Genomic DNA, 25,476 nt, shown 5'->3' on the forward strand with positions numbered 1-25,476 from the left:
GGTTTTTTGGGGGGGGGGTGCTCCCCTCCACACGGGGGCCCCCCCCCGTCCGCTTTACAAAATACTTTTCCCCGGGGGGGGCTCTTAGGGGGGGGGGGGGGGGGGCCCCCCCCCCCCCCCCGCCCCTCCCTGTCACGCGGTGTTACGGGGTGACCGCGCCGATCACGACGCTGCCGGTGCCCGCGACGGTGCCGCGGGCGTTGACGAGCTGCACCTCGCCGAAGAACTGGCGTCCCTCGGGAGCGGCGCCGGCGACGACGACCTCGGCCGTCACCGTGGCGGACCCGCCGTTGGGCAGGGCGGCCGGCTTCGAGCCGTCGACCTTCACGGTGCCGAGCGCGGACGAGTAGTACACGTCCTTGTAGTCGTACGTGGTGCCGCCCTCGGCCTGGACCGAGTAGCCGTCGACCACGACGGTGTACGTGCCCGCGGCCGGCTTCACCAGGGAGACGGCCTCCTCCGAGTCGCCGTCGGCGGCCTGCGCGACCTGCTTGCCGTTGAGCAGCACGGTCAGGTCGAGGTCGGCGGCCCGGTCGGAGGTGTTGCCGATGCCGATGTCGAGCCGCTCCACGCCCTCGCCGATGGTGACGGTCCGGGTGTGCGTCTCGTGGTGCCGGATGGTCGGCGTCTCGGTCTTCTGCGAGCCGAGGGAGCCGCCCTTGAGGGTGCCCTCGATGCCCGCGAAGCGGTTGGTGACCTTCCACTGGACGGGGGCCGGGGTGCCGACCTTCGCCTCGGGGACGGTCTGGACGGCCGGGTCGAAGTCGACGCCGAGCGCCGAGACGCCCAGGGTGTACGGGTTGTCCAGGTCCGGCGACGTGCGGCGGGCCTCGACCTCGATCTCCCAGACGCCCGGCGTCGGGTTCGGGTAGGAGCGCAGGTCGGGGCGGCAGGTGTTCGCCGGGTTGTAGTGCGGGTAGCAGCCCGTGGTCGCGGTCGGGTCGACCGGGACGCCGACCGGGTGGATCGCGATGAACCGGGTCTGGCTCTTCTCCTTCAGACCGGACAGCGCGACCTCCAGCGTCTTGGCGCCCTGGGGCACGGTGACGAAGTGGGAGGTGGTGCTGTTGCGCTGCACGGAGCCCCGGGCGGTGTAGCCGTAGGCCGGGGCGGCCAGGTCGTGCGCGACGACCGAGGTGGCGAGGATCTGCTTGTCGACGCCCTCGGTGCGCTCGTCGTCGGCCTCCAGGATGACGCTGTGCACGCCCGCGGAGGACGCCTTGGCCTGGAGCCTGACCGTGACCGGCTTGTTCAGCGGCAGGTAGATCCGGTCGTCACTGACGATGCGGAAGGTGCCGTCGTTGTACTTGAGGTCCAGGTCGTGCCGGACCGGACGGTCCGGGCCGCTGGTGCGCGTGACGGTGACGTCGTAGACCCGCTTCTGGCCGACCTTGAGGTCGCCCTCGCGGTCGTACACGCCGGTGCCGGTGCGCGGGGCCGGGAAGATCAGGGTGTCGACCGGGGCCTGCACCGTGTAGTCGTGCGCCGTGGCGCCGTCCTTGATGGACTCCCAGGCCTCTTCGATGTCGATGCGGCCGGCGCCCTGCTCGTGCGCGGCGACCCCCGGGATCCGCTGGGCGGTGGAGGTCAGCGCGGTGCGCAGGGTGAGCGGGGAGAGCGCGATGCCCTTCTGCTTGGCGGCCGAGATCAGCAGCGCGCTCGCGCCCGCCGCCTGCGGCGAGGACATCGAGGTGCCGTTGAGCATGCCGTAGCCGGCGGGCAGCGCGTAGCCCGACTCGGCGAGGCCGGCGCCCGGCAGCCAGGTCGGGATGGTGTTCACGGCCGAGCCGGGGGCGGTGATCGTCGGGGTGAAGCCGCCGTCCTCGCGCGGGCCGCGCGAGGAGAAGGGGAACATGGCGTACTTCTTGTCGACGGCCGAGCCGTAGTTGGCGGCCCAGGTGTCCTTGGAGACGGCCGCGCCGACCGAGAGGACCTTGTCGGCCAGGGCGGGGTCGCCGATCGTGTTGACGCCGGGGCCCGAGTTGCCGGCCGAGATGACCAGCTGGACGCCGTACTGGTCGATCAGGCGGGTGTAGAGGCGGGCGCGGACGTTGTCGCCGTCGTTCTGCTGCGGCAGGCCGCCGATCGACATGTTGACGATGTCGACGCCGCGGTTGACGACGAGGTCCGTCATGCCCTCGGTGAGGGCGGTGTTGGTGCAGCCGCCGGTCCAGGTGCACGCGCGCGAGGAGACGATCTTCGCGCCGGGCGCCGCGCCGTTCATCCTGCCGCCGAAGAGGCCGTGGGCGGCGGTGATGCCGGCGACGTGGGTGCCGTGCGAGGACTCGACGAGGCCGATGTTGACGAAGTCGGCCTTCTTGCCGACCCAGGTGCCGCCGGCCGGGTCCATCGGGACGTCCTTGCGGATCTCCACGACGAACGGGGTCTTCTCGACGACCTCGGTGGCCGGGTTGTCGGTACCGAAGTAGCCGATCTGGTACCCGTCCTTGTACGGCTTCATCGGCGCGTTGTCCGTGAAGTCGTTGTTCTGGTCGGTGTCCACGCGGACGGTTCCGGCGGCCGGGTCGTACAGCAGGCCGAAGACGTCGGTGGTGTCGCCGTCCCGGTTGATGTCACCGGCCGGGTCGCCGCCCGCGGTGATCGACTCGGTGAAGCGGCTGAACTGGTACGCGCCCTCGGGGGCCTTCCAGCTCTGCGTGGAGGCGGTGAAGACGGGGCCGGAGACCGGGGTGATCTGGGGGCGCCAGGTGGCGTCGCTCTCGGTCAGCGGGTCCGTGGCGGTGACCCAGTCGACGATCTTGCGCTCGCCGGTGGTGGTCTTCTGCAGGGCCGGGTGACCGAGGTCGACGCCGGAGTCCAGGACGCCGATGGTCACGCCGCGGCCGTCGGCCTTGGGGTGGCTCTCGACGAAGTCGACCGCGCCCGTCTCGTGCGAGGGGTTGTACGGGTTCCTCGCCGGGGTCTTGCTGCTCGGGGCCGGGTACGTCTTCTTGACCGTGGTGCCCTCGACGGGGCCCTTCGAGCCGCCCGTGTCCGGACGCGGGTCGTCGAGCGGGATCTCGGCCTGGAGGTCGACGGCCTGGACCGAGGAGAGCGCGGTGGCGGCCCGGATGGCGGCCTCGGCCTTGGCGGTCGGCAGGGTGGCGCGGACGTAGCCGAGCGCGTCCTGCTGCTTGCCGACCGAGGCGCCGGCGACGGCGTCCAGCTGGGCGGCGACCTGCTCGGTGGCGCCGGGGGCGGTGGCGACGAGGACGGTGACGTTCTTCTCGCCGCTCTCCTGCGCCTCGACGAGGCGCTGGGCGTCGACGGCGCCGAGCTTGTCGGCGGAGTCCGAGGACTTGACCGGGGGAGTGGTGCCCGGGTCGTCGGAGGCGAACGCGGGCACGGTGCCGGCCGCGACGAGCGCGGCGACGAGACCGGTGGCGGCCGCGATGCGCGCGGCGCGTCTCTGTCCGGGCGCCGGGCGCCGGGCTATGGAGCCCGGAGTCTGGGGGGTGGCCATGTACATCCCTGTCTGTGAAGGAGAGGGTCCGGATATCGGTTCCGGATGACCGCTCAGCCTTTCGCAAATGACAGGGTTTTGGGGAGAGTTGACAGGGAGAAGGTGTGCGTCATGGCGTGAACCCGCCAGCGCGCCCGATGCGCCATCGGGGAGGAAACGGTACCGACCGGGGCGTCACGCCTCCTTGGAGCGGGCGTGGTGCCGGGAGGCCTTGGCCCGGTTGCCGCAGACCGCCATCGAGCACCAGCGGCGGGTGCCGTTCCGCGAGGTGTCGAAGAAGTGCAGGATGCACGCCTCGTGGGCGCAGGTCCGGATCCGGTCGGGCGCGGTGCGCAGCAGGTCGAGGTGGTCGCGGGCGGCGGTCCAGCCCGGCCCCCACGCCGGGTCCGCGAACTCGGACTCCTCGCCGGGGCCGTCGGCGGTGAGCGTGGCCCGGATGCGGCCGTGGCCGAGGACGGCGTCGACGCGGGCGGTGGCGGCGGGGTCGCCGGGGCGGTCGACGAGCGCGGCGAGCGCGTCCCGGGCGGCGAGGGTGTGGCGCAGGGTGGCGGCGTCGGCGGCGAACCGCCCCTCCAGGCCGTTGGCGGCGAGCCAGACGGCGAGCCCCTCGACGTCGGTGAGCAGGTCCCGGCGGGCGCCCTCCTCGATCCAGCGCGTGTTGAGCAGGTCGAGGGAGACGGGCTCGCCGGTGAGCGGCCGGGGGTCGACGGCGGTCATGGGCGGGTGCCTTCCTCGATTTCCTCGCACACTAACCCCTCAAGAGTACGTGAGTGGTTGACGCCCGCTTCGGCTAACCTCTAAAGTCGAATTAGAGGGTTAGCCCGTACGGGGCGGCCCGTACGGGAGGGAACCGCCATGTCCGCGATCGGCACGCTCACCACCCACCACGTCGGCATCAACGTCACGGACCTGGAGCGCTCGCTCGCCTTCTACGCCGACGTGCTCGGCTTCGAGGTCGTCGGGAGGGGCGCGGAGGGGGAGAGCGGATACGCCTTCCTCGGCCGGGACGGGAACCTGGTCCTCACCCTCTGGCAGCAGGCCGAGGGCGCCTACGACTCCGGCCGCCCCGGCCTCCACCACCTCGCCTTCGAGGCCGAGTCCGTCGACCACGTCCGCGCCGCCGAGGCCGCGCTCACCGCGCGCGGCACCACCTTCGCGTACGAGGGCCTCGTCGCCCACCAGGAGGGCGGGGCCGCCGGCGGCATCTTCTTCCACGACCCCGACGGCACCCGCCTGGAGATCTCCGTCCCGAAGGGCGCCGAAACGGCCCCGGCTCCGTCGGGCACGGCCCCCGCCTGCGGCTTCTTCTAGACCTCGCCCGGACGACCGACCTCGGAGGAACCCCATGGACGCCTACCACCCCGGATCACTCGCCGTGCAGGAGCGCGTCGGCGTCCGTGACCTCGCCGAGCACGTGGGCCGCTCCATCGGCGCCGGCATCCGCCCGGTCGCCGCCGCCTTCCTGGAGGCCCAGCCGATGCTGGTGATCGGCGCGGCGGACGCCGGCGGGCACGTCTGGGCGAGCCTGCTCACCGGCCCGCCCGGCTTCGCCCGCGCCACCGGTCCGCACACCGTCTCCGTCGCCGGCGGCGTCCCCGCCCACGACCCGCTCGCCGCCGCGATCACCCCGGCCGGCACCCCCGTCGGCACCCTCGCCCTCGACCCCCGCACCCGCCGCCGCATGCGCCTCAACGGCACCGCCCGGCCCAGCCGCCGCGGCTTCACCGTCGCGGCGGAACAGGTCTTCTCCAACTGCCCCAAGTACCTCCAGAAGAGGGAGTGGTACGGCTCCGAGCCCGCGGGCCCCGCGGCCGGCACGCCGCACCACGGCGCGACGCTCACCCCCGCCCAGGCGGACCGCGTCCGGGCGGCGGACACCTTCTTCGTGGCCACCGCCGCCCCCGACGGGGCCGACGCGAGCCACCGGGGCGGCAACCCCGGCTTCGTCCGGGTCGACGGGCCCCGGGAGCTGAGCTGGCGGGACTACCCGGGCAACGCGATGTTCCTGACCCTGGGCAATCTGGAGTCGGACGGCCGCACCGGCCTGCTCTTCCTGGACTGGGAGACCGGGACGACCCTCCAGCTCGGCGGCCTCGCGCGCACCGAGTACGGCTCCGGGGAGCGGGTGGTCCGCTTCCGCGTCGACCGCGTGGTGGAGACGCCGGGGGCCAGCCCCCTGCGCTGGTCGCCCCCGGAGTACTCCCCGGCGAACCCGGCCACGCCCTGACGACGGGTTCCACGCGAACGGCCCACCGGGCCCACGGCCGCCCCCGCCGTCCCGACGCTCCGCCGCCCCGACGGCCAGCCCTGCCGCCGACCCGATGCCTTGACGACCCGACGGCCCACCACCCGACGACCCCCGAGGACCCCGTGCCCACCGCCCCGGCCGCAGAGGCCCCCGAAGCATCCGAAGCATCCGAAGCGTCCGGACTCCCCGAGACCCCCCGGCCGCCCCGTCCCCGGCCGCCCGCCCGGCCCCGCCCCCGGGTCCTCCTCGGCGCCACCGCCGCCGCGGTCGCCGTGCTGCTCCTCCTGGTCGCGGTGGGCACGCTCCTCCGTCAGCCCCTGCTGATCCCGCCGCTCGCCGCGAGCGCGGCGCTCGTGGCGGGCGCCCCCGAGCTGCCGCTCTCCCAGCCCCGCTCGGTGGTCGGTGGCCAACTCCTCTCCGCGCTCACCGGGTTCGCGGTCCTGGCCCTGGCCGGGCCGGGGCCGTGGGGCGCCGCCGTCGCGGGCGGCCTCGCCCTCGGCGTGATGGCCCTCGCCCGCGCCCCGCACTCGCCCGCTGCCGCCACGGCCGTCGTCGTCGCCCTCCAGGCCACGCCCTTCTGGTCGTTTCTCGGCCTTCTCGCCCTCGCCTGCCTCCTCCTGGTCGCCGCCGGCCTCGCGGCCGCCCCCGCGACGGGACGGACGTATCCCGCGTACTGGGTCTAACCTCGTTGCATGAAACAGGAGTTGAGGGTGGCGGCCTACGCCGTGTGCGTCCGGGACGACGAGATCCTCCTCGCCCGCTGGGTGGCGGGCGACGGCACCGGGCTGTGGACCCTGCCGGGCGGCGGCATGGACCACGGCGAGGAGCCCGCCCGGACCATGGTCCGGGAAGTCGAGGAGGAGACCGGGTACGCCGCCGAACCCGTCGCCCTCCTCGGCATCGACTCCGTCCGGCGCTCCTGGCCGCGCCGCTTCGCCGGACCCGGCCACCTCCAAGGCCTCCGGATCGTCTACGAGGCCCGGATCACCGGCGGCGAGCTGCGCCACGAGACCGGCGGCTCCACCGACCTGGCCGCCTGGCACCCGCTCTCCGCCGTCCCCGGACTGCCCCGCGTCGAACTCGTCGACATCGGCCTCGACCTGTGGCGCGAGCGGCCCCCGACCGGCCGTTCCCGGCTGAGCGTGCCGCGCGACCCCGCCCTTCCGCCGAACGGCTGAAAACGGCTCAACCACCCCCGGTCCGCTCAACCCTCCCGGCACCCCGGCGAGTCCTGCCCGCCGACCGAGGCACACGCCGCGCAGAGCCCCAGGGGAGCCCGCATGCCAGCCGTACGCACCACCCGTACCGTCCGCACCACCGTCGCCGCCGTCCTCGCGGCGGGCCTCACCGCCACCGCCCTCGCCACCCCCGCCCTCGCGGCCTCCGAACCCCGGCAGCGGGGCCACGCGGCCACCCAGCGCGCGCTCCAGGCGCAGGTCGACGCGGGCGTGCCCGGCGTCGTCGCCCGGGCCCGCGACGGACGGGGGAACTGGACCGGCACCGCCGGCGAGCGCGGGGGCGACGACCGCTACCGGGTCGGCTCCCTCACCAAGACCTTCGTCTCCACCGTCCTCCTCCAGCTCCAGGCCGAGCGCCGGATCGACCTCGACGACCCGGTCGAGAAGTGGCTGCCCGGCGTCGTCCGGGGCAACGGCCACGACGGCCGGCGGATCACCGTCCGCCAGCTCCTCAACCACACCAGCGGCGTCTTCGACGTCACGTCCGACCCCGCCTTCCAGGAGAAGGTCTTCGGCCCCGGCTTCCTGGAGCACCGCTACGACACCTGGACCCCGCGCCAGCTCGTCGACGTGGCGCTGGCCCACCCCGCCGACTTCGAGCCCGGCACGAGCTGGAGCTACTCCAACACCAACTACGTCCTCGCCGGCATGATCATCGAGAAGGTCACCGGCCGCCCCTACGGGAAGGCCGTCGAGAACCGGATCATCAAGCCCCTGAAGCTGCGCGCCACCAGCGTCCCCGGCACCCGCCCGTCGATGCCGAGGCCCAGCAGCCCGGCCTGGTCCACGCTCTCCCAGGACCCGGGCGGGCCCGTCCACGACGTCTCCCGGCTCAACCCGTCCGTGGCCGGAGCGGCGGGCGAGATCATCTCCGACTCGAACGACCTCCAGACCTTCTACCGGGCCCTCCTCAAGGGCCGGCTGCTGCCGAAGGCGGAGATGCGGGAGCTGACCGCCACCGTCCAGGTCTCCCCGGAGATCCCGCAGATCCGGTACGGGCTCGGGATCATGTGGCAGAAGCTGAGCTGCGGCAAGGAGATCTGGGGCCACAGTGGCGGCATCCACGGCTCCTCCAGCGAGGGTCGCGTCACCCGTGACGGCGAGCACTCCCTCGCCCTGAACCTCAACGCCGACTGGACGGGCGACAGCGGCGCCGTCCTGGAGGCCGAGTTCTGCGGCACCTCCCCCAGGAGCTAGCCCTCACCGGGGCAGGACGACGACGTACGCGGCGGGGTGCCGGTCCGGCGCGGCCATCAGGGCCGTGCGGACCACGGCGGCCTGCTGGTCCCTCGCCTCGCGCAGCTTGCGCGGGGTGAGGTGGACGACCGTGATGCCGAGCCGCTCCAGGTGCTCGCGCTTGCGGGCGTGCTCGGACCACAGCTCGTCGTCGTCCTGCCGGGGCGCCCGGGTGTCCAGCTCGACGGCCACCGCCTGGTCGGGCCAGTAGGCGTCCACCCCGCCCAGGTGCGGGCCGCCCGGCAGCCGCAGGTCCACGTTCCACAGCGGGTCCGGAAGCCCGAACTCCCGCACCAGCGCGTACAGCCGCTCCTCGGAGAGCGAGCGCCCCTCGGTGAGCAGCGCGTCCACCGCGTCCACCACGTGCGGCCGGGAGAGCAGCCGGGCCCGGCTCAGCTCCCGCACCAGCGCGGCCGGTTCGCAGTGGCCGCCGCGCACCGCCTCGGTGAGCAGCGCGCGGACCGCCTCCGCCTCCGGGAGGCCCGACACCGCGTCGGCGACGGCGCGGGCGACCGGGGCGACGGGGACGCCCGTGAGCCGCACCGGCTCCGGCGCCTCCGGGGCGCGCACCACCCGCACCCAGCCGGTCGAGCGCAGCCGCCGGGTGCGCGGCACCAGGACGTCGATCCGCTCCAGGGCGGTGAGCGGGGGAGCGGAGGAGAAGCGGTGCAGGGTCAGGGCGGCGAGTCCGGTGATCATCGCCTCCCGTTCCTGCCGCGGCAGCGTCCCGGGCCTGCGGGCGTAGAGCAGCGCGGCGTGCAGCCGGTCCTCGCTGGTGGGCGGCCCCGGCTGGAGCAGGAAGACGCCGGGCAGCACCTGCTGCCACCCGCCGGGCCGGCACCGCGCGGCGACGTCGGCGGCGGGAACGCCCTGCGCCCTCAACTGGTCGGAACTGGCGAGGCGCTGGGTCTTCCCGGTGCGGGAGGAGAGGGGGAGGGGGCGGGGGGTGATGGGGGTGTTGTGGTTCATGCCGGGGGTCTTCCGCTTCCGAAGGCTCCCCTAACCCCTGTTACACGCTCGTCGACAATTGGGGACAAGCTCGCCCTAAAGTACGCGCGTTCGAATGCCGATGAGAAGCCGTTCCCCCTCACGCGCGACGGCGGGGGCCGCGGGCCGGAGCCCGCGACCCCCGCCGGGTCCGGTCGCCGTCACTCCGCCGCGCGGTCGCACTCCTGCGCGCGCAGGGCCCGCGCCAGGTCGTCACGGGCCTCCAGGACCAGGCGCCGCAGGGCCGGCGCGGCCGACTCGTGGGACGACAGCCAGGCGTCCGTGGCGGCCAGCGTCGCGTCGTCGTCCTGGAGCCCCGGGAACAGGCCCCGGACCACGTCCATGCCGATCTGGATCGACCGCTCGGCCCACAGGCGCTCGATCGCCGCGAAGTACTTCTCGGCGTACGGGGCGATCAGCTCGCGCTGCGAGGGCTGCGCGAAGCCCGAGATCGTCGCCTCGACGAGCGCGTTCGACAGGGTGTCCGACTCGACGACCTGCGCCCAGGCCTGCGCCTTGACCGCCGCCGAGGGGCGCGAGGCGAGCAGCCGCACCTGGTGGCGCTTGCCCGTCGCCGTGTCGTCCCGGGTCAGCTCCTCGCCGATCCGGACCTCGTCCGCCCGCCCGTGCACGGCGAGCGGCGAAAGCAGTGCCCAGCGCAGCTCCTGGTCGACGTCCAGGCCGTCGATCCGCGCCGTGCCGTCGAGCAGCCCCTCCAGGAGCTGGAGGTCGGCGTCCGAGGAGGCCGTCGCCGCCAGGAACCGCGCCCAGGTGAGCTGGTGCTCGCTGCCCGGCTCCGCCGCCCGCAGCTCGCGCAGCCCGCCCTCCGCGAGCAGCCGGCCGCCCTCCTCGCGCCACTCCGGGGCCGCGTACAGGGTGACGGCCGACTTCGTCCAGGCGTGCACCATCTGGAGGACGCCGATCCCGGTCTCGCGGCCGGCGAAGGCCAGGACGACGGCGACGAAGTCCCGGGCGGGCAGGAGCCCGTCGCGGGTCAGGTTCCACAGCGCCGACCAGCACAGGGCGCGGGCCAGCGGGTCGGTGACGTCGCCGAGGTGCTCCCGCAGGGTGGCGAGCGAGCCCTCGTCGAAGCGCATCTTGCAGTAGGTGAGGTCGTCGTCGTTGACGAGCACCAGGTCCGGCCGGTCCTCGCCCGCGAGCCCGGCCACGACCGTGCGGACGCCGGTGACGTCCGCCTCGGCCCGCGCGTACCGGGTGAGCGCGCCGTCCGCGTCCAGCCGGTAGAGGCCCACGGCCGTCCGGTGCGGACGCAGTTCGTCGCCCTCCTGGAGGACGGCGAGCTCGGTGATCCGGCCCTCGGCGTCGTAGGTGACGTCCGGCGCCAGGACGTTCACGCCCGAGGTCTGGAGCCAGGACTTCGCCCACGCCCGCATGTCGCGCCCGGAGGTCTCCTCCAGGATCGTGAGCAGGTCGCCCAGGCGCGTGTTCCCGTACGCGTGGCGCTTGAAGTAGCGGCGCGCGCCCTCCAGGAACGCGTCCCGCCCGGCGTACGCCACGAGCTGCTTGAGCACCGAGGCGCCCTTGGCGTACGTGATGCCGTCGAAGTTCAGCTTGGCGTCCTCCAGGTCACGGATGTCGGCCGTGATCGGGTGGGTGGACGGGAGCTGGTCGGCGCGGTACGCCCAGGACTTGCGGTTGTTGGCGAAGGTCACCCAGCTGTGGGTGAAGCGGGTCGCCTCGGCGTTCACGAAGGAGCCCATGAAGTCCGCGAAAGACTCCTTCAGCCACAGGTCGTCCCACCACACCATGGTGACCAGGTCGCCGAACCACATGTGCGCCATCTCGTGCAGGATGACGTTGGCCCGCGCCTCGTACGAGGCCTGCGTGACCTTGCCCCGGAAGACGTACTCCTCGCGGAAGGTCACCATGCCCGGGTTCTCCATCGCGCCGAGGTTGTACTCGGGGACGAAGGCCTGGTCGTACTTCCCGAAGGGGTACGGGTAGTCGAAGTTGTCGTGGAAGAAGTCGAAGCCCTGCTTGGTGATCAGGAAGACGTCGTCCGCGTCGAAGTGCTTCGCGAGCCCCTTGCGGCACATCGCCCCGAGCGGGATCTCCAGGTCCCCGCGCCGGTAGGTGTCCGTGACGTAGTGGTACGGACCGGCGACCACGCAGGTGATGTACGTGGAGATCGGCGCCGTCTCGGCGAACCGCCACACGCCCCCGGCGTCCCGCTCGCCCGCGCCGTTCGACCAGACCGTCCACTCCTCCGGCGCGGTCACCGAGAAGCGGTACGGCGCCTTCAGGTCGGGCTGCTCGAAGTTGGCGTACACCCGGCGGGCGTCGGCCGGCTCGTACTGCGTGTAGAGGTAGACCTCGCCGTCCTCCGGGTCGACGAAGCGGTGCATGCCCTCGCCGGTCCGGCTGTAGGCGCACCGCGCGTCCACGACGAGCGTGTTCTCGTCCTCCAGGCCGTCGAGCGCGATCCGCGCGCCGTCGAAGACCTCCGCCGGGTCCAGGGACCGCCCGTTCAGGGTCACCGCGTTCACGGACGGGGCGATCAGGTCCGCGAAGGTGCTCGTGCCCGTCCCCGTGCGGCGGAAGCGGATCGTCGTCACCGAGCGGAAGGTGCGCACCGCCTCGTCGGACTCGCCGACCGCCGAGCGCAGGTCGAGGTCGACCTCGTACCCGTCGACGGACAGCAGCGCCGCCCGCTCGTGGGCCTCGTCGCGGGACAGATTCTCACCGGGCACGGTCACTCCTTCGTGGCACGTTCGAAACAGCACCGATCCTCCCATGTGCCCCTGTCGCCCGGTACACGGGAATGCCCATCCGGGTCCGTGGCGTTCTTCCCCTTCGGCGCACCACCTTCTTCTTCCCGCGGCCGTACCGAGGAGTGACATGTCCGAGAGCAGGACCACCGCAGACTTCTACTTCGACCCGCTGTGCCCCTGGGCCTGGATGACCTCCCGCTGGATGCTGGAGGTGGAGAAGGTGCGCCCGGTCGACGTGCGCTGGAAGGTGATGAGCCTGGCGGTGCTCAACGAGGACCGGCTCGACGAGCTCCCGGAGGAGTACCGGGAGATGCTGGAGACCAAGGCCTGGGGCCCGGTCCGCGTGGTGATCGCCGCCCGCGAGCTGCACGGCGACGAGGTCGTCGGAAAGCTCTACACCGCGCTCGGCACCCGCTTCCACAACAACGGCGAGGGCCCGACCCGCGAGGCGGTCGTCGGCGCGCTGAAGGACGTCGGCCTGCCCGAGGACCTGGTGGAGTACGCGGACAAGGACACGTACGACACCGAGCTGCGCGCCTCCCACAAGGAGGGCATAGACAAGGTCGGCCAGGACGTCGGCACCCCGGTGATCGCGGTGCCCGGCCCGGACGGCGAGGAGGTCGCCTTCTTCGGACCGGTCGTCACCCCGGCCCCGCGCGGCGAGGCGGCGGCCCGGCTGTGGGACGGCACGCTGCTCGTGGCGGCGACGCCGGGCTTCTACGAGATCAAGCGCACCCGGACGGCGGCGCCGAGCTTCGAGTAGCCGCTGCCGCAGGCACAGAAGAACCCCCGCGATTCACGTCATCGCGGGGGTTCTTCCTCATTCCGCCCGCAAGTGAAGGTTGAGAAGACGATCACGAGCAGGACGACGGGGAGCCTGTCACGGCGCGGCTCAGAAGGAGATCAGCGGGACCGAGGCCTTGGCGGCGTGGTAGCGCTTGTTCACGTCCTGCCAGTTGACGACCTGCCACATGGCCTCGATGAAGTCGACCTTCTGGTTCTTGTACTGCAGGTAGAAGGCGTGCTCCCAGGCGTCGAAGACCAGGATCGGGACCGAGCCCTGGCCGACGTTGCCCTGGTGGTCGTAGACCTGCTCGACGATGAGCCGGCCGCTGATCGGCTCGTACGCGAGGACGCCCCAGCCGGAGCCCTGGGTGGTCGCGGAGGCCTTGGTGAGCTGGGCCTTGAACTTCGCGAAGGAGCCGAAGGACTCGGTGATCGCGTCCGCGAGGTCACCGACGCCGTCGGCGGCCAGCGGCTCGCCGCCGCCCCCGTCCTTCGGGCTGTTCATGTTGTTCCAGTAGATGGAGTGGAGGATGTGGCCGGAGAGGTGGAACGCGAGGTTCTTCTCCAGCCCGTTGATCGACCCCCACTGGTCCTTGTCGCGGGCTTCCTCCAGCTGCTCCAGGGTGTCGTTCGCGCCCTTGACGTAAGCCGCGTGGTGCTTGTCGTGGTGCAGCTCGATGATCTGCGGATTGATCACCGGCTCCAGCGCCGCGTAGTCGTACGGCAGCTCGGGAAGTGTGTAGATCGGCATGTGCCCGGCCCTTCGACTGCTCCTGCTTATTGCAACCTGTATGCAGGTGCAGGCTAACAGTAGGTGCGGCGCGTAGTTGATCAGCCCTTCGTCCTAGGTCCCGTGTCCCGGCATGGAGAAACCCCCGGACCGGGTGCGGTCCGGGGGTTTCCCGTCGGTACGGGGCGCGCTCAGGAGGTGCGGTCCCGTGCCCTCTTCTGGCGTACGAGGCCGACGGCGGCGAGCAGCAGGGTCAGGCCGCCCGTGAAGTACAGCTGCACGCGGGTGCCCTCCTCACGGGCCATCAGGAAGAAGACCGCCGCCATGCCGAGCAGCGCCACCCACGTCAGGTACGGGAAGGCCCACATCCGCACGACCAGCTTCCCGGGCTCCTCGCGCTCGGTGCGGCGGCGCAGCACCAGCTGGGAGGCGGCGATGAAGAACCAGACGACCAGGATGATCGCGCCGATGGTGTTGAGCAGCCAGACGAAGACGTCGTCCGGCCGCCAGTAGCTCAGCAGCACGCAGCCGAAGCCGAAGACGGAGGAGGCGAGCACGGCCGGACGGGGGACGCCGGCGGAGGTGCGGCCGAGCGCCTTCGGGCCCTGGCCGCGCGCGACCAGCGAGCGGGCCATGCGGGAGGCGCCGTAGACGTTGGCGTTCATCGCGGAGAGCAGGGCGACGAGCACGACCACGTTCATGATCTGGCCGGCGGCCGGGATGCCCAGGTGGTCGAGGGCGGCGACGTACGGGCCCTTCTCGACGACCGCCGCGTCGTCCCACGGCACCAGGGTGACGATGACCGCCATGGAGCCGATGTAGAAGAGCGCGATCCGCCACATCGCCGTGCGGACGGCCTTGGCGACGCCCTGCACCGGGTGCTCCGACTCGGCCGCCGCGATGGTGACCGTCTCCAGGCCGCCGTAGGCGAAGACCGAGGCGAGCAGACCCACGATCAGGCCCTCGGAGCCGTGCGGGAAGAACCCGCCGTCGCCGGTGAGGTTGGCGGTGCCGGGAGCGTCCGTGCCGGGCAGCAGACCGGTGATCGCGAGGACGCCGACGCCCAGGAAGAGGACGATCGCGCCGACCTTGAGGGCGGCGAACCAGAACTCGAACTCGCCGAAGTTCTTCACGGCCGCCAGGTTGGTGGCGCAGAAGACCACCATGAAGAGCGCGACCCAGGCCCACTCGGGGCTGCCGGGGAACCAGCCGGTCATGATCTTCGCCGCGCCGATGCCCTCCAGGCCGACGGCGACGCAGAGCAGGAACCAGAAGGCCCAGCCCGAGGTGAAGCCCGCCCAGGAGCCGAAGGCGCGCTCGGCGTGGACGGAGAAGGAGCCCGAGGCCGGGTTCGCGGCCGACATCTCGCCGAGCATCCGCATCACCAGCATCACGAGGATGCCGGAGAGGGCGTAGGCGATGACGATGGAGGGGCCGGCGGCGGCGATGCCGGCGCCGGAGCCGACGAAGAGGCCGGCGCCGATGACGCCGCCGAGGGCGATCATCGAGAGGTGGCGCTGCTTGAGGCCGTGGGAGAGCCCCTCGGCGGGGGCCGCGCCGTCGTCCTCGCGGTCGACGGGCGCGGGCGCGGTGGTCCGGGACATGGGCCGCCCTGTTCACTGGCTGGGACGGGGAACGGGCCACAGTCTGGGCGGGCGCACCGCTGAGAGGGAACCGGTGTCCGCTATACGGGCACGGGCTTCACACAAGGTGAAGATTCGGTTCCGTTTCGTGCGCGGCCCTCACCCGCCCCTCGGTCCCGTCCCGTACGCGCTCCGGCCCCGGCCGCCCCGCTCCGTACGCACCGCCCGGTCCGGCCCGCGCCCCGCCCCGGTCCGCGCTCAGTCCCGTCCCGCGCGCAGCTCCCGCACCCACGCCACGAGCAGCACCGCGCCGGTCGCCGCCGCCGACCACAGCACCTGCGGCCGCGCCCCGTCGTCGTACAGCATCAGGACGAGCACCGCGCCCATCGCCGCGAGGGCCACCCACGTCAGCCAGGGGAAGCCCCACATGCGCAGCGTCAGCGTCTCCGGCGCCTCCCGCTCGATCCGGCGCCGCAGCCGCAGCTCGGAGACCGCGATCAGGCCCCACACGAAGAGCAGCACCGCGCCGACCGCGTTGAGCATGTAGAGGAAGACGGAGTCCGGCCACTTCAGATTGAGCAGCACGGAGACGAACCCGAAGGCCACCGAGGCGAGCACCGCCCGGCGCGGCACCCCTCCGCCCGAGACCTTCAGGAGCCCCTTCGGCGCCTCCCCGCGCTCGGCGAGCGAGAACACCATCCGCGAGGAGCCGTACAGGTTCGCGTTGAGCGCCGAGAGCAGTGCCACGAACACCACCACGTTCATGATCTGGCCCGCCGCCGGCACCCCGATCGCGTCCAGGACCGCCACGTACGGCGACTCGCCCGGCTCCATCGACGTCCACGGCAGCAGGGTCACGATCACCAGCATCGAGCCCACGTAGAAGAGCAGGATCCGCCACACGGCGCTGCGCACCGCCCGCGCCACGTTCCGCGCCGGGTCGTCCGACTCGGCCGCCGCGATCGTGACGACCTCCAGGCCGCCGAAGGCGAAGACGACGGCGAGCACCCCCGACACCACCCCGGACCAGCCGTTCGGCAGGAAGCCGCCCTGCCCGGTGAGGTTGGCGAGCCCGACCGGGTCGGTGTCCGGGAGCCAGCCGACGATCGCGAGGACGCCCAGGACCAGGAAGAGGACGATCGCGCCGACCTTGAGGGCGGCGAACCAGAACTCGAACTCGCCGAAGTTCTTCACCGCCGCCAGGTTGGCGAGGGTGAACACGACCATGAAGACGAGCACCCAGCCCCACTGCGGGACCCCCGGCACCCAGCCGTGCGCGATCCGGGCCGCGCCCGTCGCCTCCACCGCGAGGACCACGACGAGCAGGAACCAGTACAGCCAGCCCACCGAGAAGCCCGCCCAGCGGCCGAGCGCCCGCTCCGCGTGCACCGAGAAGGCGCCCGACGCGGGCATCGCCGCCGACATCTCGCCCAGCATCCGCATCACCAGCATCGCGAGCGCGCCCGCGATCAGGTACGAGAGCACGATGGCCGGCCCGGCGACGGCGATCCCGGCGCCCGAGCCCACGAAGAGCCCCGCGCCGATCACCCCGCCGAGCCCCAGCATCGTCAGATGACGCTGCTTCAGACCGTGGGAGAGGGGCTCCGGTTCGGTGAGCGGAGGGGGCGGCGGGGCGTCGGGCATGGTGGGGCTCGTGCTCTCGGGAGGTGGTGCTTTATGGAGACCCCACAGTCTCTCTGTTGACCTCCCCCTGACGCAAAAGGGGCGTCTCCCAGCGAGTTGCCAGTGACAAGGGTCACGTGGCGCGCGGCGTGAAAGACGTCCTTTGTGAGAACTCCATGAAGCGGTCGGCTCCGGCTTTGTCGGCCGCTGACGGTGATCGGACGTTCACTCCTGGCATAGCGTCAACCTGTCCCTCCACCCTTACCCCCGCGGAGTACCGATGAGCATCGCCGCCCCCGCCCGCTCCCTCCGGCCGGGCATCGTCCTCGCCGACCTGATCCCGGCGAGCCGCGCCCGCGACATCGCCCTCGTCGTCGGCGGCGCCGCCCTCACCGGCCTCGCCGCGCAGATCTCGGTCCCGGTCCCCGGCTCCCCGGTCCCGGTCTCCGGCCAGACCTTCGCCGCCCTGCTCGTCGGCACCGCCCTCGGCGCCCGCCGCGGCTTCCTGGCCCTCGCGCTGTACGCGGTGGCCGGCACGGCGGGCGTGCCCTGGTTCGCCCAGGCCACCTCCGGCTACGGCATGCCGTCCTTCGGCTACATCCTCGGCATGCTCCTGGCCGCCACCGTCGTCGGCGCCCTCGCCCGCCGCGGCGCCGACCGCTCGGTGCTCCGCACGGCCGGCGCGATGGCCCTCGGCTCCGCGATCATCTACGCCGTCGGCGTGCCCTACCTGGCCCTCGCCACCGGCATGACCCTCGGCGAGGCCGTCGCCGCCGGCCTCGTCCCGTTCCTCATCGGCGATGCCCTCAAGGCCGCCCTCGCCATGGGCGCCCTCCCGGCCGCCTGGAAGCTCGCCGGCCGCAAGGGCTGAGCCCCGCACGGCAAGCGAAAGGGCCCCGGCGCACTCCGCGCCGGGGCCCTTTCGCGTACGCGCGGTCAGAGCTTCGCGGAGGACTTCCCGATCCGCTCGCGGACCAGCGCGACCGCGATCACGAGCGCGGCCACGAGCAGCGAGAGCACGACCTGCTCCCGGGCGCCGCCGCCGTCGTAGATCATGTAGCCGAGGACGAAGACGATCATGCCGATCGTCGCCCAGGTCAGGTACGGGAAGAGCCACATCCGCACGACCAGCTTCTCCGGCGACTCGCGCAGGATGATGCCGCGCATCCGCAGCTGGGTCACGCAGATGACCAGCCAGACGAAGAGCGCCACCGCGCCGGAGGAGTTCAGCAGGAAGGCGAAGACGGTGTCCGGCCACTTGTAGTTGAAGAAGACCGCGACGAAGCCGAAGACGACCGAGCCGAGGATCGCCGCCCGCGGCACGCCCCGCGCGGTGGTGCGGGCGAAGGCCTTCGGCGCGTCGCCGCGCCGCCCGAGCGAGAAGGCCATCCGGGAGGCGGTGTAGAGGCCCGAGTTCAGGCAGGACAGGACGGCCGTCAGGACGATCACGTTCATGACCTGGCCGGCCTGCGGGATGCCGATGGAGTCGAGGGCGGCGACGTACGAGCCCTTCTCGACGATCGACTTGTCGTTCCACGGCAGCAGGGTCAGGACCACGAAGATCGAGCCCAGGTAGAAGACGCCGATCCGCCAGATCACGCTGTTGGTGGCCTTGGTGACCGCGCGCTGCGGGTCCTCCGACTCGCCGGCGGCCAGGGTGACGATCTCGCTGCCCATGAAGGAGAAGACGACCATCAGCACGCCGGTGAGGATCGCGCCCGCGCCCATCGGGAAGAAGCCCCCGCTGTCGGTGAGGTGCGCGAACCCGGCGCCCGGGTTGTCCGAGCCGGGCAGCACGCCGAAGACCGCGAGCAGGCCGACGACGACGAAGGCGCCGATGGCGACGACCTTGATGCCGGCGAACCAGAACTCGAACTCGCCGTAGGAGGCGACCGAGGCGAGGTTGGTGGCGGTGAGCACCACCATCACGATGAGCGCCCAGGCCCACTGCGGGACGGCCGGGACCCAGCTCTCCAGGATCACCGCGCCCGCGGTCGCCTCGACGGCGAGCACGACCACCCAGAAGAACCAGTACAGCCAGCCGATGCTGAAGCCGGCCCAGCGGCCGAGGGCCTGGTCCGCGTAGGCGGAGAAGGAGCCGGAGGAGGGCCGCGCGGCGGCCATCTCGCCCAGCATCCGCATCACGAAGACGACCATGGTGCCGACGAGGGCGTACGAGAGCAGGATCGCGGGGCCGGCCGCGGCGATGCCGGAGCCGGAGCCGACGAAGAGGCCGGCGCCGATGACGCCGCCGATGGCGATCATCGAGAGGTGGCGGTTCTTGAGACCGGCCTTGAGACCGTCGGAGGAGTCGGGCGTGCCGGTGGTTCCGGTCGTGCCGTCGTCCTTCGTCAGGGTCGGTTGCGTGTTCATGGACGCTTCCTCGGGTGTGGGGGCTGCTCGGGTCACGAGCCCGGGCATTCAACCCTGTGGAAGGGGCTGATCGGAAGCCCCTATTCCGGATCGTTGTACGGACGGGCACGCGAGGGCCGAAGGTCCGTACCAGGCCGGGCGAAGGTCCCGACCCCGCTGCCCACTACCCCGGTCCGGACGTGCCACACTCGGCACCATGCGCGTCTACCTCGGTTCCGACCACGCCGGCTACGAACTCAAGAACCACCTCGTCGAGTGGCTGAAGGCCCACGGCCACGAGCCCGTCGACTGCGGTCCCCACGTATACGACGCCCTCGACGACTACCCGCCGTTCTGCCTGCGCGCCGCCGAGAGGACGGCCGCGGACCCGGACGGCCTCGGCATCGTCATCGGCGGCTCCGGCAACGGCGAGCAGATCGCCGCGAACAAGGTGAAGGGGGTGCGCGCCGCCCTCGCCTGGAGCGAGCAGACCGCCGCCCTCGGCCGCGAGCACAACAACGCCAACGTGATCTCCGTCGGCGGCCGGATGCACACGCGGGAAGAGGCGACCAAGTTCGTCGAGATCTTCCTCTCCACCCCGTACTCCGGTGACGAGCGTCACACCCGCCGGATCGACATGCTCACCGCGTACGAGAACACCGGCGAGCTCCCCCCGATCCCGGCCCACCACCCGCAGGAGCCGACCGCCTGATGCCCGAGGGGCACACCATCCACCGGCTGGCCGCCGACCACCGCGAGCGGTTCGGCGGCCGGCCCGTGCGCGTCTCCAGCCCGCAGGGCAGGTTCACCGACTCGGCCGCCCTGCTCGACGGCGCCGTCCTGGAGACCGCCGAGGCCCACGGCAAGCACCTCTTCCTGGGCTTCGGCGGGCAGGGCTGGGTCCACATCCACCTCGGCCTCTTCGGCAAGGTGGCCTTCGGAGACGCCCCCGCCCCGCCGCCCACCGACACGGTGCGGCTGCGGCTCGCGAACCCAGAGTCGTACGTCGACCTGCGCGGCCCCACCACCTGCGCCCTGATCACCGACGCCGAGAAGCGGGCGATACACGACCGGCTCGGACCCGACCCGCTCCGCGACGGCGACGACCCGGACAAGGCCTGGCGCCGGATCTCCACGTCCCGCACCACCGTCGCCGCCCTCCTCATGGACCAGAAGGTCGTCGCCGGCGTCGGCAACGTCTACCGCGCCGAGGTCCTCTTCCGCCACGGCATCGACCCGTACCGCGCCGGCAAGGACCTCACGAAGCGGGAGTGGGACGCGATCTGGGCCGACCTCGCGGTCCTGATGCGCGAGGGCGTACGGCTCAACCGCATCGACACCGTACGGCCCGAGCACACCCCCGAGGCGATGGGCCGCCCGCCGCGCGTCGACGACCACGGCGGCGAGGTGTACGTCTACCGGCGCGCCCGGATGTCCTGCCACGTCTGCGGCACCGACATCCGCACGGCGGACCTGGCCGCCCGCAACCTCTTCTGGTGCCCGGGCTGCCAGACCCGCTAGGGCCTGCCCGCCGGACAGGCCCTGGGGGAATCCCCTAGAACCCGTGCGGCAGCCACGGCGCGACCGGCGAGCCGAAGGCCACCGACGCCTCCACGAGCGCGCCCTCCCGCAGCTCCCGCACCCGCCCGGCCGCCGCCAGGGACGTCAGCGGGACACCGCCCAGATACGCCGCCCCCAGCTCCCGCACCGAGAGCGACAGGTCCGCCGGGTCCGAGGTCCGCACGCAGCTCGCGCCCTTCGCGTCCCCGGTCAGCCGCCAACGCCCCTCGTTCCACGGGCAGAACGCGTCCTCCACCTCGAACACCACGTCCACCGGCGCCTGGTACGTCCGCGCCTCCAGGGCCGGACCCACCTCCACCAGGCGCACGTGCAGCGCGTCCCGCAGGGTCGGCGCGCACCGCCGCACGTCGCTCACCAGGTGCTGCCAGCCGTCGTCCACCGGCCGCCCCTGGAGCCGTACCGACGCCGTCAGGTCCACCGACCACAGGAAGCGCCACAGCGCCGCCTCCGCCGCCGGGTCGAGCCCCAACAGCTCGTGCACGTGCACCGAGCCGTCGGCCCCCGCGGGCGACCAGTCCGGCTTGACCGCGTAGTGCGCGAACCCCACGACCTCCCCGTCCCGCTCCGCGAGCACGCACAGCCGCGGCGACGCCCCGCCCCGCTCGGCCGGGGGATCGATCAGCGGCAGCCGCTCCCAGCCCGGCCGCCGGGCGAGCATCCCCGGCCGCGAGGCCACCCGGCGCGCGTACACCGCCTCGCACGCCGCCGAGGACTCCACCAGGTCCGCCTGCCGCAGCGCCACCCCGTCCGTGCCCTCCGGCACCGCGAGCCGCACCCGGTTCGTGTCGATCGAGGCCCGCAGGGAGTACGACGCGATCCCGTAGCCGAACCGCCCGTAGATCCCCGGCTCCGACGCCGTGAGCACCGCGAGGCACTCGCCCGCCGCCCGCAGGTCGTCCAGCTGCCGCCGCATCATCGAGGTCAGGATCCCGCGCCGCCGGTGCGTCCCCGCCACGCTCACCATCGTCACCCCGGCCGCCGGCACCGACGCCCCGCCCGGAACCGTCAGCCGGAAGGAGAACGACCCCGCCGTCCCCACGCACAGCTCGCCGTCCCAGGCGCCCAGGGAACGGTCGAACTCGGTCAGGTCCCGCCACAGCCGTCGCTCCTCCGGCGCCTCGGCCACCCCTCCGAACGCGAGCTCGAGGACTCCGTACCAGTGGTCCCATTCGGTCGGGTCGAGAACCCGCAATTCCGTAGTCATATGCCATCGATATCAGCGGCGCCCGCCCGGGGCGACCCGATTTCGCGCACATTGTCACAGGGGTACCCCTGCACGACGCCGGACGGGATGGATAGGGTCCGGCCCATGGGACACCGCGACGGAGTGAGCGCGTACGCGGCCCGGACACGCAGGCGCGTGCGCCGGGCCCGCGTCGCGCTGCGCAAGTCCGGCGTGGACTACTTCCGCGGGGACGGCGCCGACTGGATCGCGCTCGCCGGACTCCTCCTGATGATCCCGGCCATCACCCTCGGCACCCTCGTCGACCCCGTCTGGTGCGCGCCCACCGCGCTCGCCCTGCCCATCGTGGCCGGCGGCCTGCTGCTGCGCCCCGCCAGCCTGCTCGGCCTGTACGCGGCCGCCGCGGGCGCCCTCATCGTCGAGTCCGTCGTCCTCGGCCCGTACACCCAGGGCCCCGCCCGGGTCACCCCCGGCACCGTCCTCGTCGTCGCCGCCTGCGGCCTCTTCGGACTCCTCATCGCCCAGTTCCGGGCCCGCGTCGGCGTGCCCTGGCGGCGCGGCGGCACCATGCTCTTCGACCTGCGCGAACGCATCCGGGTGCAGAGCGCCCTGCCCCGGCTCCCGCAGGGCTGGCACCGCGAGATGGCGCTGCGCCCGGCCGGCGGCCAGTCCTTCTCCGGGGACTTCGTCGTCGCCGCGCGCACCCACGGCGGGCGCACCCTGGAGGTCGTCCTCACCGACGTCTCCGGCAAGGGCATGGACGCGGCCTCCCGCTCCCTGCTGCTCTCCGGCGCCTTCGGCGGCCTCCTCGGCTCGCTCCCGCCGCACGGCTTCCTGCCCGCCGCCAACGGCTACCTGCTGCGCCAGAACTGGGACGAGGGCTTCGCCACCTCGATCCACCTCGTCCTCGACCTGGAGTCCGGCGACTACGAGCTCTACTCGGCCGGCCACCTGCCCGCCCTCCAGCTCCACGCGGGCAGCGGCCGCTGGGAGGAGAAGGACGCCGAGGGCCCCCTCCTCGGCGTCTACGACGGCGCCGAGTTCCACCCGGCCAAGGGCTCCCTGCGCCCCGGCGACGTCCTGATGCTCTTCACCGACGGCCTGGTCGAGGCCGCCGACCGGGACATCGCCGAGGGCATCGACCGGCTCACCGGCGAGGCCGACCGCTGCGTCACCGAGGGCTTCGACGGCGTCGCCTGGGACCTGATCGAGGCCGTCGCCAAGGACGTCAACGACGACCGGGCCCTGCTCCTGATCAGCCGCCGTCCCTGACGGGCCGTCGGGGCGGACGTGATCTTCTCCACGACGATTCGTCACCGGGCAGCGAGGGCATGGGGGTTGGTGGCACGATGGAGGCAGCGGGGGGTGTCCGGGACACGGGCTCCCTGGTGGGCAAGGCGGGACCGACCGAGGGTGTGATCAGTTGTGGCCATTTCGCTGTCTGTGGTGTTGCTCCTGGCAATCATCATGGTGGTGCTGATCCGCGGGGGGAACCTCAAGGCGGGCCCGGCCGTCGTGGCGGTCCTCTTCGGCTTCTTCCTCGCCTCCACCGGCATGGCGGACGACATCCAGCGCTTCCTGGACTCGATAACGCAGACCGTGGCGTCCATCAAGTTCTGAGGACGGCCCCGGAGGGCGGCACGGGGTCCGGACCGGCGACGAGCGGGCCCCGCGGCGGGGGAGGGCGCGCCGGACGCGGCCGGAAACGCCTCGGGGCCGGTCCGGAGAGGGAATCTCCGGACCGGCCCCGAGGGCGTGGAGCGGGTGACGGGAATCGAACCCGCGTAGCTAGTTTGGAAGACTAGTGCTCTACCATTGAGCTACACCCGCACAACATCGCGCCGCAGGTCACGAGGACCGCGGCACGAAGAGCATGGTACCGGTTCCGCGGCCGTCTTCGCACACCCCCCGGAAGAGGGGGCGCCGCACAGTCCCCGTGCATGTACCCTACGTGTCGCACCGACGGGGTGTGGCGCAGCTTGGTAGCGCGTCCGCTTTGGGAGCGGAAGGCCGTGGGTTCAAATCCCGCCACCCCGACCATGACCACCACGCGCCCGTCCCGGGCGTTCTTGATCATGTTGTGGGCGTCCTCCCGCTTGCGGTTACTATGCAAGCTGCGTGCCCGTGTGTCTCTCTGACCGGGCCGATCGGCCGGACCCGCCTCGCGCGGCCCGGCGGAATCCAGGAATCAGCCACAAGGAGACCGAACCGTGAAGAGCGCCGTGGAGACCCTGAACCCGACCCGGGTTCGGCTCACTGTCGAGGTGCCCTTCGAGGAGCTCAAGGACAGCCTCGACGCGGCGTACAAGAAGATCAACCAGCAGGTCACGGTCAAGGGCTTCCGCAAGGGCAAGATCCCGGCTCGCGTGATCGACCAGCGGTTCGGCCGCGGCGCCGTGCTGGAGGAGGCCGTCAACGACGCGCTCCCGAAGTTCTACACCGAGGCCGTCAACGAGGCCGAGGTCAACCCGCTCGGCCAGCCCGAGGTCGACATCACCGAGCTGAAGGACGGCGAGCTGCTGGCCTTCACCGCCGAGGTCGACATCCGCCCGACGATCGAGATCCCGGACTACTCCGGCATCGAGGTCACCGTCGACGCGGTCGAGGTCACCGACGAGGACGTCGAGAAGTCCGTGGAGCAGCTCCGCGAGCGCTTCGCCTCGACCTCCCCGGTCGAGCGCGCCGCCCAGGACGGCGACGTCGTCACCATCGACCTTGAGGCCAAGGTCGACGGCGAAGTGCTGCCCGACGGCGTCGCCAGCGACGTCTCGTACACCATCGGCTCCGGCGAGCTGCTCGACGGCATCGACGAGGCCGTCAAGGGCCTGGAGGCCGGCGGCGAGGCCACCTTCACCTCGCAGCTGAAGGGCGGCTCCGCCGAGGGCAAGGACGCGGAGGTCACCGTCAAAGTCACCGCCGTCGCCGCCCGCGAGCTCCCCGAGCTGGACGACGAGTTCGCCCAGCTCGCCTCGGAGTTCGACACCCTCGACGAGCTCAAGGCCGACAGCCGCAAGCGCCTCGAGAACATGAAGCAGTTCGACCAGGCCACCCAGGCCCAGGAGCGCGTCCTCGACGAGCTCCTCAAGCTGGTCGAGGTCCCGATGCCCGAGAAGCTCCTCGAGGACGAGATCAACACCCGCAAGCACAACCTGGAGCACCACCAGCTCGGCCAGATGGGCCTCGACCTCGGGAAGTACCTGGAGATCCAGGGCAAGACCGAGGAGGAGTTCCTGGCCGAGACCAAGGAGCAGGCCGAGAAGGGCATCAAGACCCAGTTCATCCTCGACGAGCTGGTCAACCGGGAGAAGCTCGACGTCTCCCGCGAGGAGCTCACCGAGCACCTGTTCCGCCGTGCCGCCTCCTCCGGCATGAGCCCCGACCAGTTCGCCCAGGCCGTGGCCCAGGGCGGCCAGGTGCCGATGCTCGTCGGCGAGGTCGCCCGCGGCAAGGCCCTCGCGGTCGTCGTCGAGGCCGCCAAGGTCACCGACTCCAACGGCGAGGTCGTCGACCTCTCCGACGACGAGGACGAGGCCGCCGAGACCGCCGTCGAGGCGGCCGAGGGCGCCGAGGCCGAGGCCTCCGAGGACAAGTAGGTCCGGAAGCGGCAGGGAGGCCTGGTCCTCCTCGCCGCACCGCTCCGCGGGCCCGTGCGCACAGCTGTGCGCACGGGGCCCCCGGCCGTACCGGGCCCCCACCCCCGCCCCCCACAAACATACCCGCCCCCCGGAAAGGTG

21 protein-coding genes and 2 tRNA genes are annotated in these 25,476 nt (G+C 72.4%); 13 read left to right on the forward strand and 10 right to left on the reverse strand.

The window, feature by feature from the left end:
• Positions 1-142: 142 nt before the first annotated feature.
• Positions 143-3,463, reverse strand: a complete 3,321-nt coding sequence (locus ACWGSR_RS28485; RefSeq protein ID WP_453570282.1) for a S8 family serine peptidase — start codon at positions 3,461-3,463, stop codon at positions 143-145.
• A gap of 174 nt (positions 3,464-3,637) precedes the next feature.
• Positions 3,638-4,180, reverse strand: coding sequence for a CGNR zinc finger domain-containing protein (locus ACWGSR_RS28490; protein ID WP_376243942.1), 543 nt, complete (start codon positions 4,178-4,180; stop codon positions 3,638-3,640).
• 138 nt (positions 4,181-4,318) lie between these two features.
• On the opposite strand from ACWGSR_RS28490, the gene ACWGSR_RS28495 reads away from it, so the two are divergent.
• The 5 genes from ACWGSR_RS28495 (at position 4,319) to ACWGSR_RS28515 (ending at position 8,146) form a co-directional block, all read left to right on the forward strand.
• Positions 4,319-4,774: a VOC family protein gene (locus ACWGSR_RS28495; protein WP_376243939.1), complete on the forward strand. Its 456-nt coding sequence runs from the start codon at positions 4,319-4,321 to the stop codon at positions 4,772-4,774.
• A 34-nt stretch (positions 4,775-4,808) separates the two neighbouring features.
• Entirely contained in the window at positions 4,809-5,690 is an 882-nt protein-coding gene (locus ACWGSR_RS28500) for a pyridoxamine 5'-phosphate oxidase family protein (protein ID WP_453570287.1), read from the forward strand.
• A 143-nt stretch (positions 5,691-5,833) separates the two neighbouring features.
• A complete protein-coding gene (locus tag ACWGSR_RS28505) occupies positions 5,834-6,394 on the forward strand; it encodes an HPP family protein (RefSeq protein WP_453570290.1) in 561 nt (186 codons plus the stop codon).
• A gap of 9 nt (positions 6,395-6,403) precedes the next feature.
• The gene (locus tag ACWGSR_RS28510; protein WP_376243931.1) at positions 6,404-6,889 is read left to right on the forward strand and encodes an NUDIX hydrolase; all 486 of its coding nucleotides are present in this window, start codon (positions 6,404-6,406) and stop codon (positions 6,887-6,889) included.
• Positions 6,890-6,991: 102 nt separating this feature from the next.
• Complete coding sequence (locus ACWGSR_RS28515; RefSeq protein ID WP_453570294.1) at positions 6,992-8,146, forward strand: serine hydrolase domain-containing protein; 1,155 nt, start codon at positions 6,992-6,994, stop codon at positions 8,144-8,146.
• Positions 8,147-8,149: 3 nt separating this feature from the next.
• Here ACWGSR_RS28515 and ACWGSR_RS28520 read toward each other — a convergent pair whose 3' ends face one another.
• Both ACWGSR_RS28520 and pepN read right to left on the reverse strand, forming a co-directional pair.
• Positions 8,150-9,154 carry a hypothetical protein gene (locus ACWGSR_RS28520; RefSeq protein WP_376328543.1) on the reverse strand — a complete coding sequence of 335 codons (1,005 nt, stop codon included), beginning with the start codon at positions 9,152-9,154 and terminating at the stop codon, positions 8,150-8,152.
• 179 nt (positions 9,155-9,333) lie between these two features.
• Positions 9,334-11,883 (reverse strand): aminopeptidase N, encoded by a 2,550-nt coding sequence (pepN, locus tag ACWGSR_RS28525; protein ID WP_453570296.1) that lies wholly within the window; start codon positions 11,881-11,883, stop codon positions 9,334-9,336.
• Positions 11,884-12,031: 148 nt separating this feature from the next.
• On the opposite strand from pepN, the gene ACWGSR_RS28530 reads away from it, so the two are divergent.
• A complete protein-coding gene (locus tag ACWGSR_RS28530) occupies positions 12,032-12,667 on the forward strand; it encodes a mycothiol-dependent nitroreductase Rv2466c family protein (RefSeq protein ID WP_376243919.1) in 636 nt (211 codons plus the stop codon).
• 129 nt (positions 12,668-12,796) lie between these two features.
• On the opposite strand, the gene ACWGSR_RS28535 is transcribed toward ACWGSR_RS28530, so the two are convergent.
• From ACWGSR_RS28535 to ACWGSR_RS28545, 3 genes are all read right to left on the reverse strand, one after another.
• Positions 12,797-13,441: a superoxide dismutase gene (locus ACWGSR_RS28535; RefSeq protein WP_030210654.1), complete on the reverse strand. Its 645-nt coding sequence runs from the start codon at positions 13,439-13,441 to the stop codon at positions 12,797-12,799.
• A 170-nt stretch (positions 13,442-13,611) separates the two neighbouring features.
• A complete protein-coding gene (locus ACWGSR_RS28540) occupies positions 13,612-15,024 on the reverse strand; it encodes an amino acid permease (RefSeq protein ID WP_453570300.1) in 1,413 nt (470 codons plus the stop codon).
• Positions 15,025-15,261: 237 nt separating this feature from the next.
• Positions 15,262-16,647 carry an amino acid permease gene (locus ACWGSR_RS28545; protein ID WP_453570303.1) on the reverse strand — a complete coding sequence of 462 codons (1,386 nt, stop codon included), beginning with the start codon at positions 16,645-16,647 and terminating at the stop codon, positions 15,262-15,264.
• 259 nt (positions 16,648-16,906) lie between these two features.
• Between ACWGSR_RS28545 and ACWGSR_RS28550 the strand changes: the two genes are divergently transcribed.
• Entirely contained in the window at positions 16,907-17,497 is a 591-nt protein-coding gene (locus ACWGSR_RS28550) for a biotin transporter BioY (protein ID WP_453570306.1), read from the forward strand.
• 65 nt (positions 17,498-17,562) lie between these two features.
• On the opposite strand, the gene ACWGSR_RS28555 is transcribed toward ACWGSR_RS28550, so the two are convergent.
• Positions 17,563-18,999: an amino acid permease gene (locus ACWGSR_RS28555; protein WP_453570308.1), complete on the reverse strand. Its 1,437-nt coding sequence runs from the start codon at positions 18,997-18,999 to the stop codon at positions 17,563-17,565.
• 196 nt (positions 19,000-19,195) lie between these two features.
• On the opposite strand from ACWGSR_RS28555, the gene ACWGSR_RS28560 reads away from it, so the two are divergent.
• Positions 19,196-19,690 (forward strand): ribose-5-phosphate isomerase, encoded by a 495-nt coding sequence (locus ACWGSR_RS28560; protein ID WP_376243903.1) that lies wholly within the window; start codon positions 19,196-19,198, stop codon positions 19,688-19,690.
• A complete protein-coding gene (locus tag ACWGSR_RS28565; RefSeq protein ID WP_376243901.1) occupies positions 19,690-20,499 on the forward strand; it encodes an Fpg/Nei family DNA glycosylase in 810 nt (269 codons plus the stop codon). Before ACWGSR_RS28560 ends, ACWGSR_RS28565 begins: the two co-directional genes overlap by 1 nt.
• A gap of 34 nt (positions 20,500-20,533) precedes the next feature.
• On the opposite strand, the gene ACWGSR_RS28570 is transcribed toward ACWGSR_RS28565, so the two are convergent.
• Positions 20,534-21,763 carry a GNAT family N-acetyltransferase gene (locus ACWGSR_RS28570; protein ID WP_453570313.1) on the reverse strand — a complete coding sequence of 410 codons (1,230 nt, stop codon included), beginning with the start codon at positions 21,761-21,763 and terminating at the stop codon, positions 20,534-20,536.
• Positions 21,764-21,868: 105 nt separating this feature from the next.
• On the opposite strand from ACWGSR_RS28570, the gene ACWGSR_RS28575 reads away from it, so the two are divergent.
• Both ACWGSR_RS28575 and ACWGSR_RS28580 read left to right on the forward strand, forming a co-directional pair.
• Positions 21,869-23,014, forward strand: coding sequence for a PP2C family protein-serine/threonine phosphatase (locus ACWGSR_RS28575; protein WP_376243895.1), 1,146 nt, complete (start codon positions 21,869-21,871; stop codon positions 23,012-23,014).
• Between the two features lie 153 nt (positions 23,015-23,167).
• A complete protein-coding gene (locus tag ACWGSR_RS28580) occupies positions 23,168-23,362 on the forward strand; it encodes a hypothetical protein (RefSeq protein ID WP_148005238.1) in 195 nt (64 codons plus the stop codon).
• A gap of 136 nt (positions 23,363-23,498) precedes the next feature.
• On the opposite strand, the gene ACWGSR_RS28585 is transcribed toward ACWGSR_RS28580, so the two are convergent.
• Positions 23,499-23,572: transfer RNA gene (locus ACWGSR_RS28585), tRNA-Gly, on the reverse strand.
• Between the two features lie 133 nt (positions 23,573-23,705).
• On the opposite strand from ACWGSR_RS28585, the gene ACWGSR_RS28590 reads away from it, so the two are divergent.
• Positions 23,706-23,782: transfer RNA gene (locus tag ACWGSR_RS28590), tRNA-Pro, on the forward strand.
• Between the two features lie 170 nt (positions 23,783-23,952).
• Positions 23,953-25,335, forward strand: a complete 1,383-nt coding sequence (gene tig, locus ACWGSR_RS28595; RefSeq protein ID WP_366374683.1) for a trigger factor — start codon at positions 23,953-23,955, stop codon at positions 25,333-25,335.
• The last annotated feature ends 141 nt before the right edge of the window (positions 25,336-25,476 follow it).

Source organism: Streptomyces sp. NPDC055632 (assembly GCF_053618675.1).

Excerpts from the sequence above, each read along its gene's own strand:
- ACWGSR_RS28560 (WP_376243903.1), top strand. The coding sequence starts at position 19,196 with ATGCGCGTCTACCTCGGTTCCGACCACGCCGGCTACGAACTCAAGAAC.
- ACWGSR_RS28515 (WP_453570294.1), top strand. The coding sequence starts at position 6,992 with ATGCCAGCCGTACGCACCACCCGTACCGTCCGCACCACCGTCGCCGCC.
- ACWGSR_RS28500 (WP_453570287.1), top strand. The coding sequence starts at position 4,809 with ATGGACGCCTACCACCCCGGATCACTCGCCGTGCAGGAGCGCGTCGGC.
- ACWGSR_RS28510 (WP_376243931.1), top strand. The coding sequence starts at position 6,404 with ATGAAACAGGAGTTGAGGGTGGCGGCCTACGCCGTGTGCGTCCGGGAC.
- ACWGSR_RS28495 (WP_376243939.1), top strand. The coding sequence starts at position 4,319 with ATGTCCGCGATCGGCACGCTCACCACCCACCACGTCGGCATCAACGTC.
- ACWGSR_RS28575 (WP_376243895.1), top strand. The coding sequence starts at position 21,869 with ATGGGACACCGCGACGGAGTGAGCGCGTACGCGGCCCGGACACGCAGG.
- ACWGSR_RS28490 (WP_376243942.1), bottom strand. The coding sequence starts at position 4,180 with ATGACCGCCGTCGACCCCCGGCCGCTCACCGGCGAGCCCGTCTCCCTC.
- ACWGSR_RS28530 (WP_376243919.1), top strand. The coding sequence starts at position 12,032 with ATGTCCGAGAGCAGGACCACCGCAGACTTCTACTTCGACCCGCTGTGC.
- ACWGSR_RS28520 (WP_376328543.1), bottom strand. The coding sequence starts at position 9,154 with ATGAACCACAACACCCCCATCACCCCCCGCCCCCTCCCCCTCTCCTCC.
- ACWGSR_RS28565 (WP_376243901.1), top strand. The coding sequence starts at position 19,690 with ATGCCCGAGGGGCACACCATCCACCGGCTGGCCGCCGACCACCGCGAG.
- ACWGSR_RS28485 (WP_453570282.1), bottom strand. The coding sequence starts at position 3,463 with ATGGCCACCCCCCAGACTCCGGGCTCCATAGCCCGGCGCCCGGCGCCC.
- ACWGSR_RS28550 (WP_453570306.1), top strand. The coding sequence starts at position 16,907 with ATGAGCATCGCCGCCCCCGCCCGCTCCCTCCGGCCGGGCATCGTCCTC.
- ACWGSR_RS28555 (WP_453570308.1), bottom strand. The coding sequence starts at position 18,999 with ATGAACACGCAACCGACCCTGACGAAGGACGACGGCACGACCGGAACC.
- ACWGSR_RS28540 (WP_453570300.1), bottom strand. The coding sequence starts at position 15,024 with ATGTCCCGGACCACCGCGCCCGCGCCCGTCGACCGCGAGGACGACGGC.
- ACWGSR_RS28535 (WP_030210654.1), bottom strand. The coding sequence starts at position 13,441 with ATGCCGATCTACACACTTCCCGAGCTGCCGTACGACTACGCGGCGCTG.
- ACWGSR_RS28570 (WP_453570313.1), bottom strand. The coding sequence starts at position 21,763 with ATGACTACGGAATTGCGGGTTCTCGACCCGACCGAATGGGACCACTGG.
- ACWGSR_RS28545 (WP_453570303.1), bottom strand. The coding sequence starts at position 16,647 with ATGCCCGACGCCCCGCCGCCCCCTCCGCTCACCGAACCGGAGCCCCTC.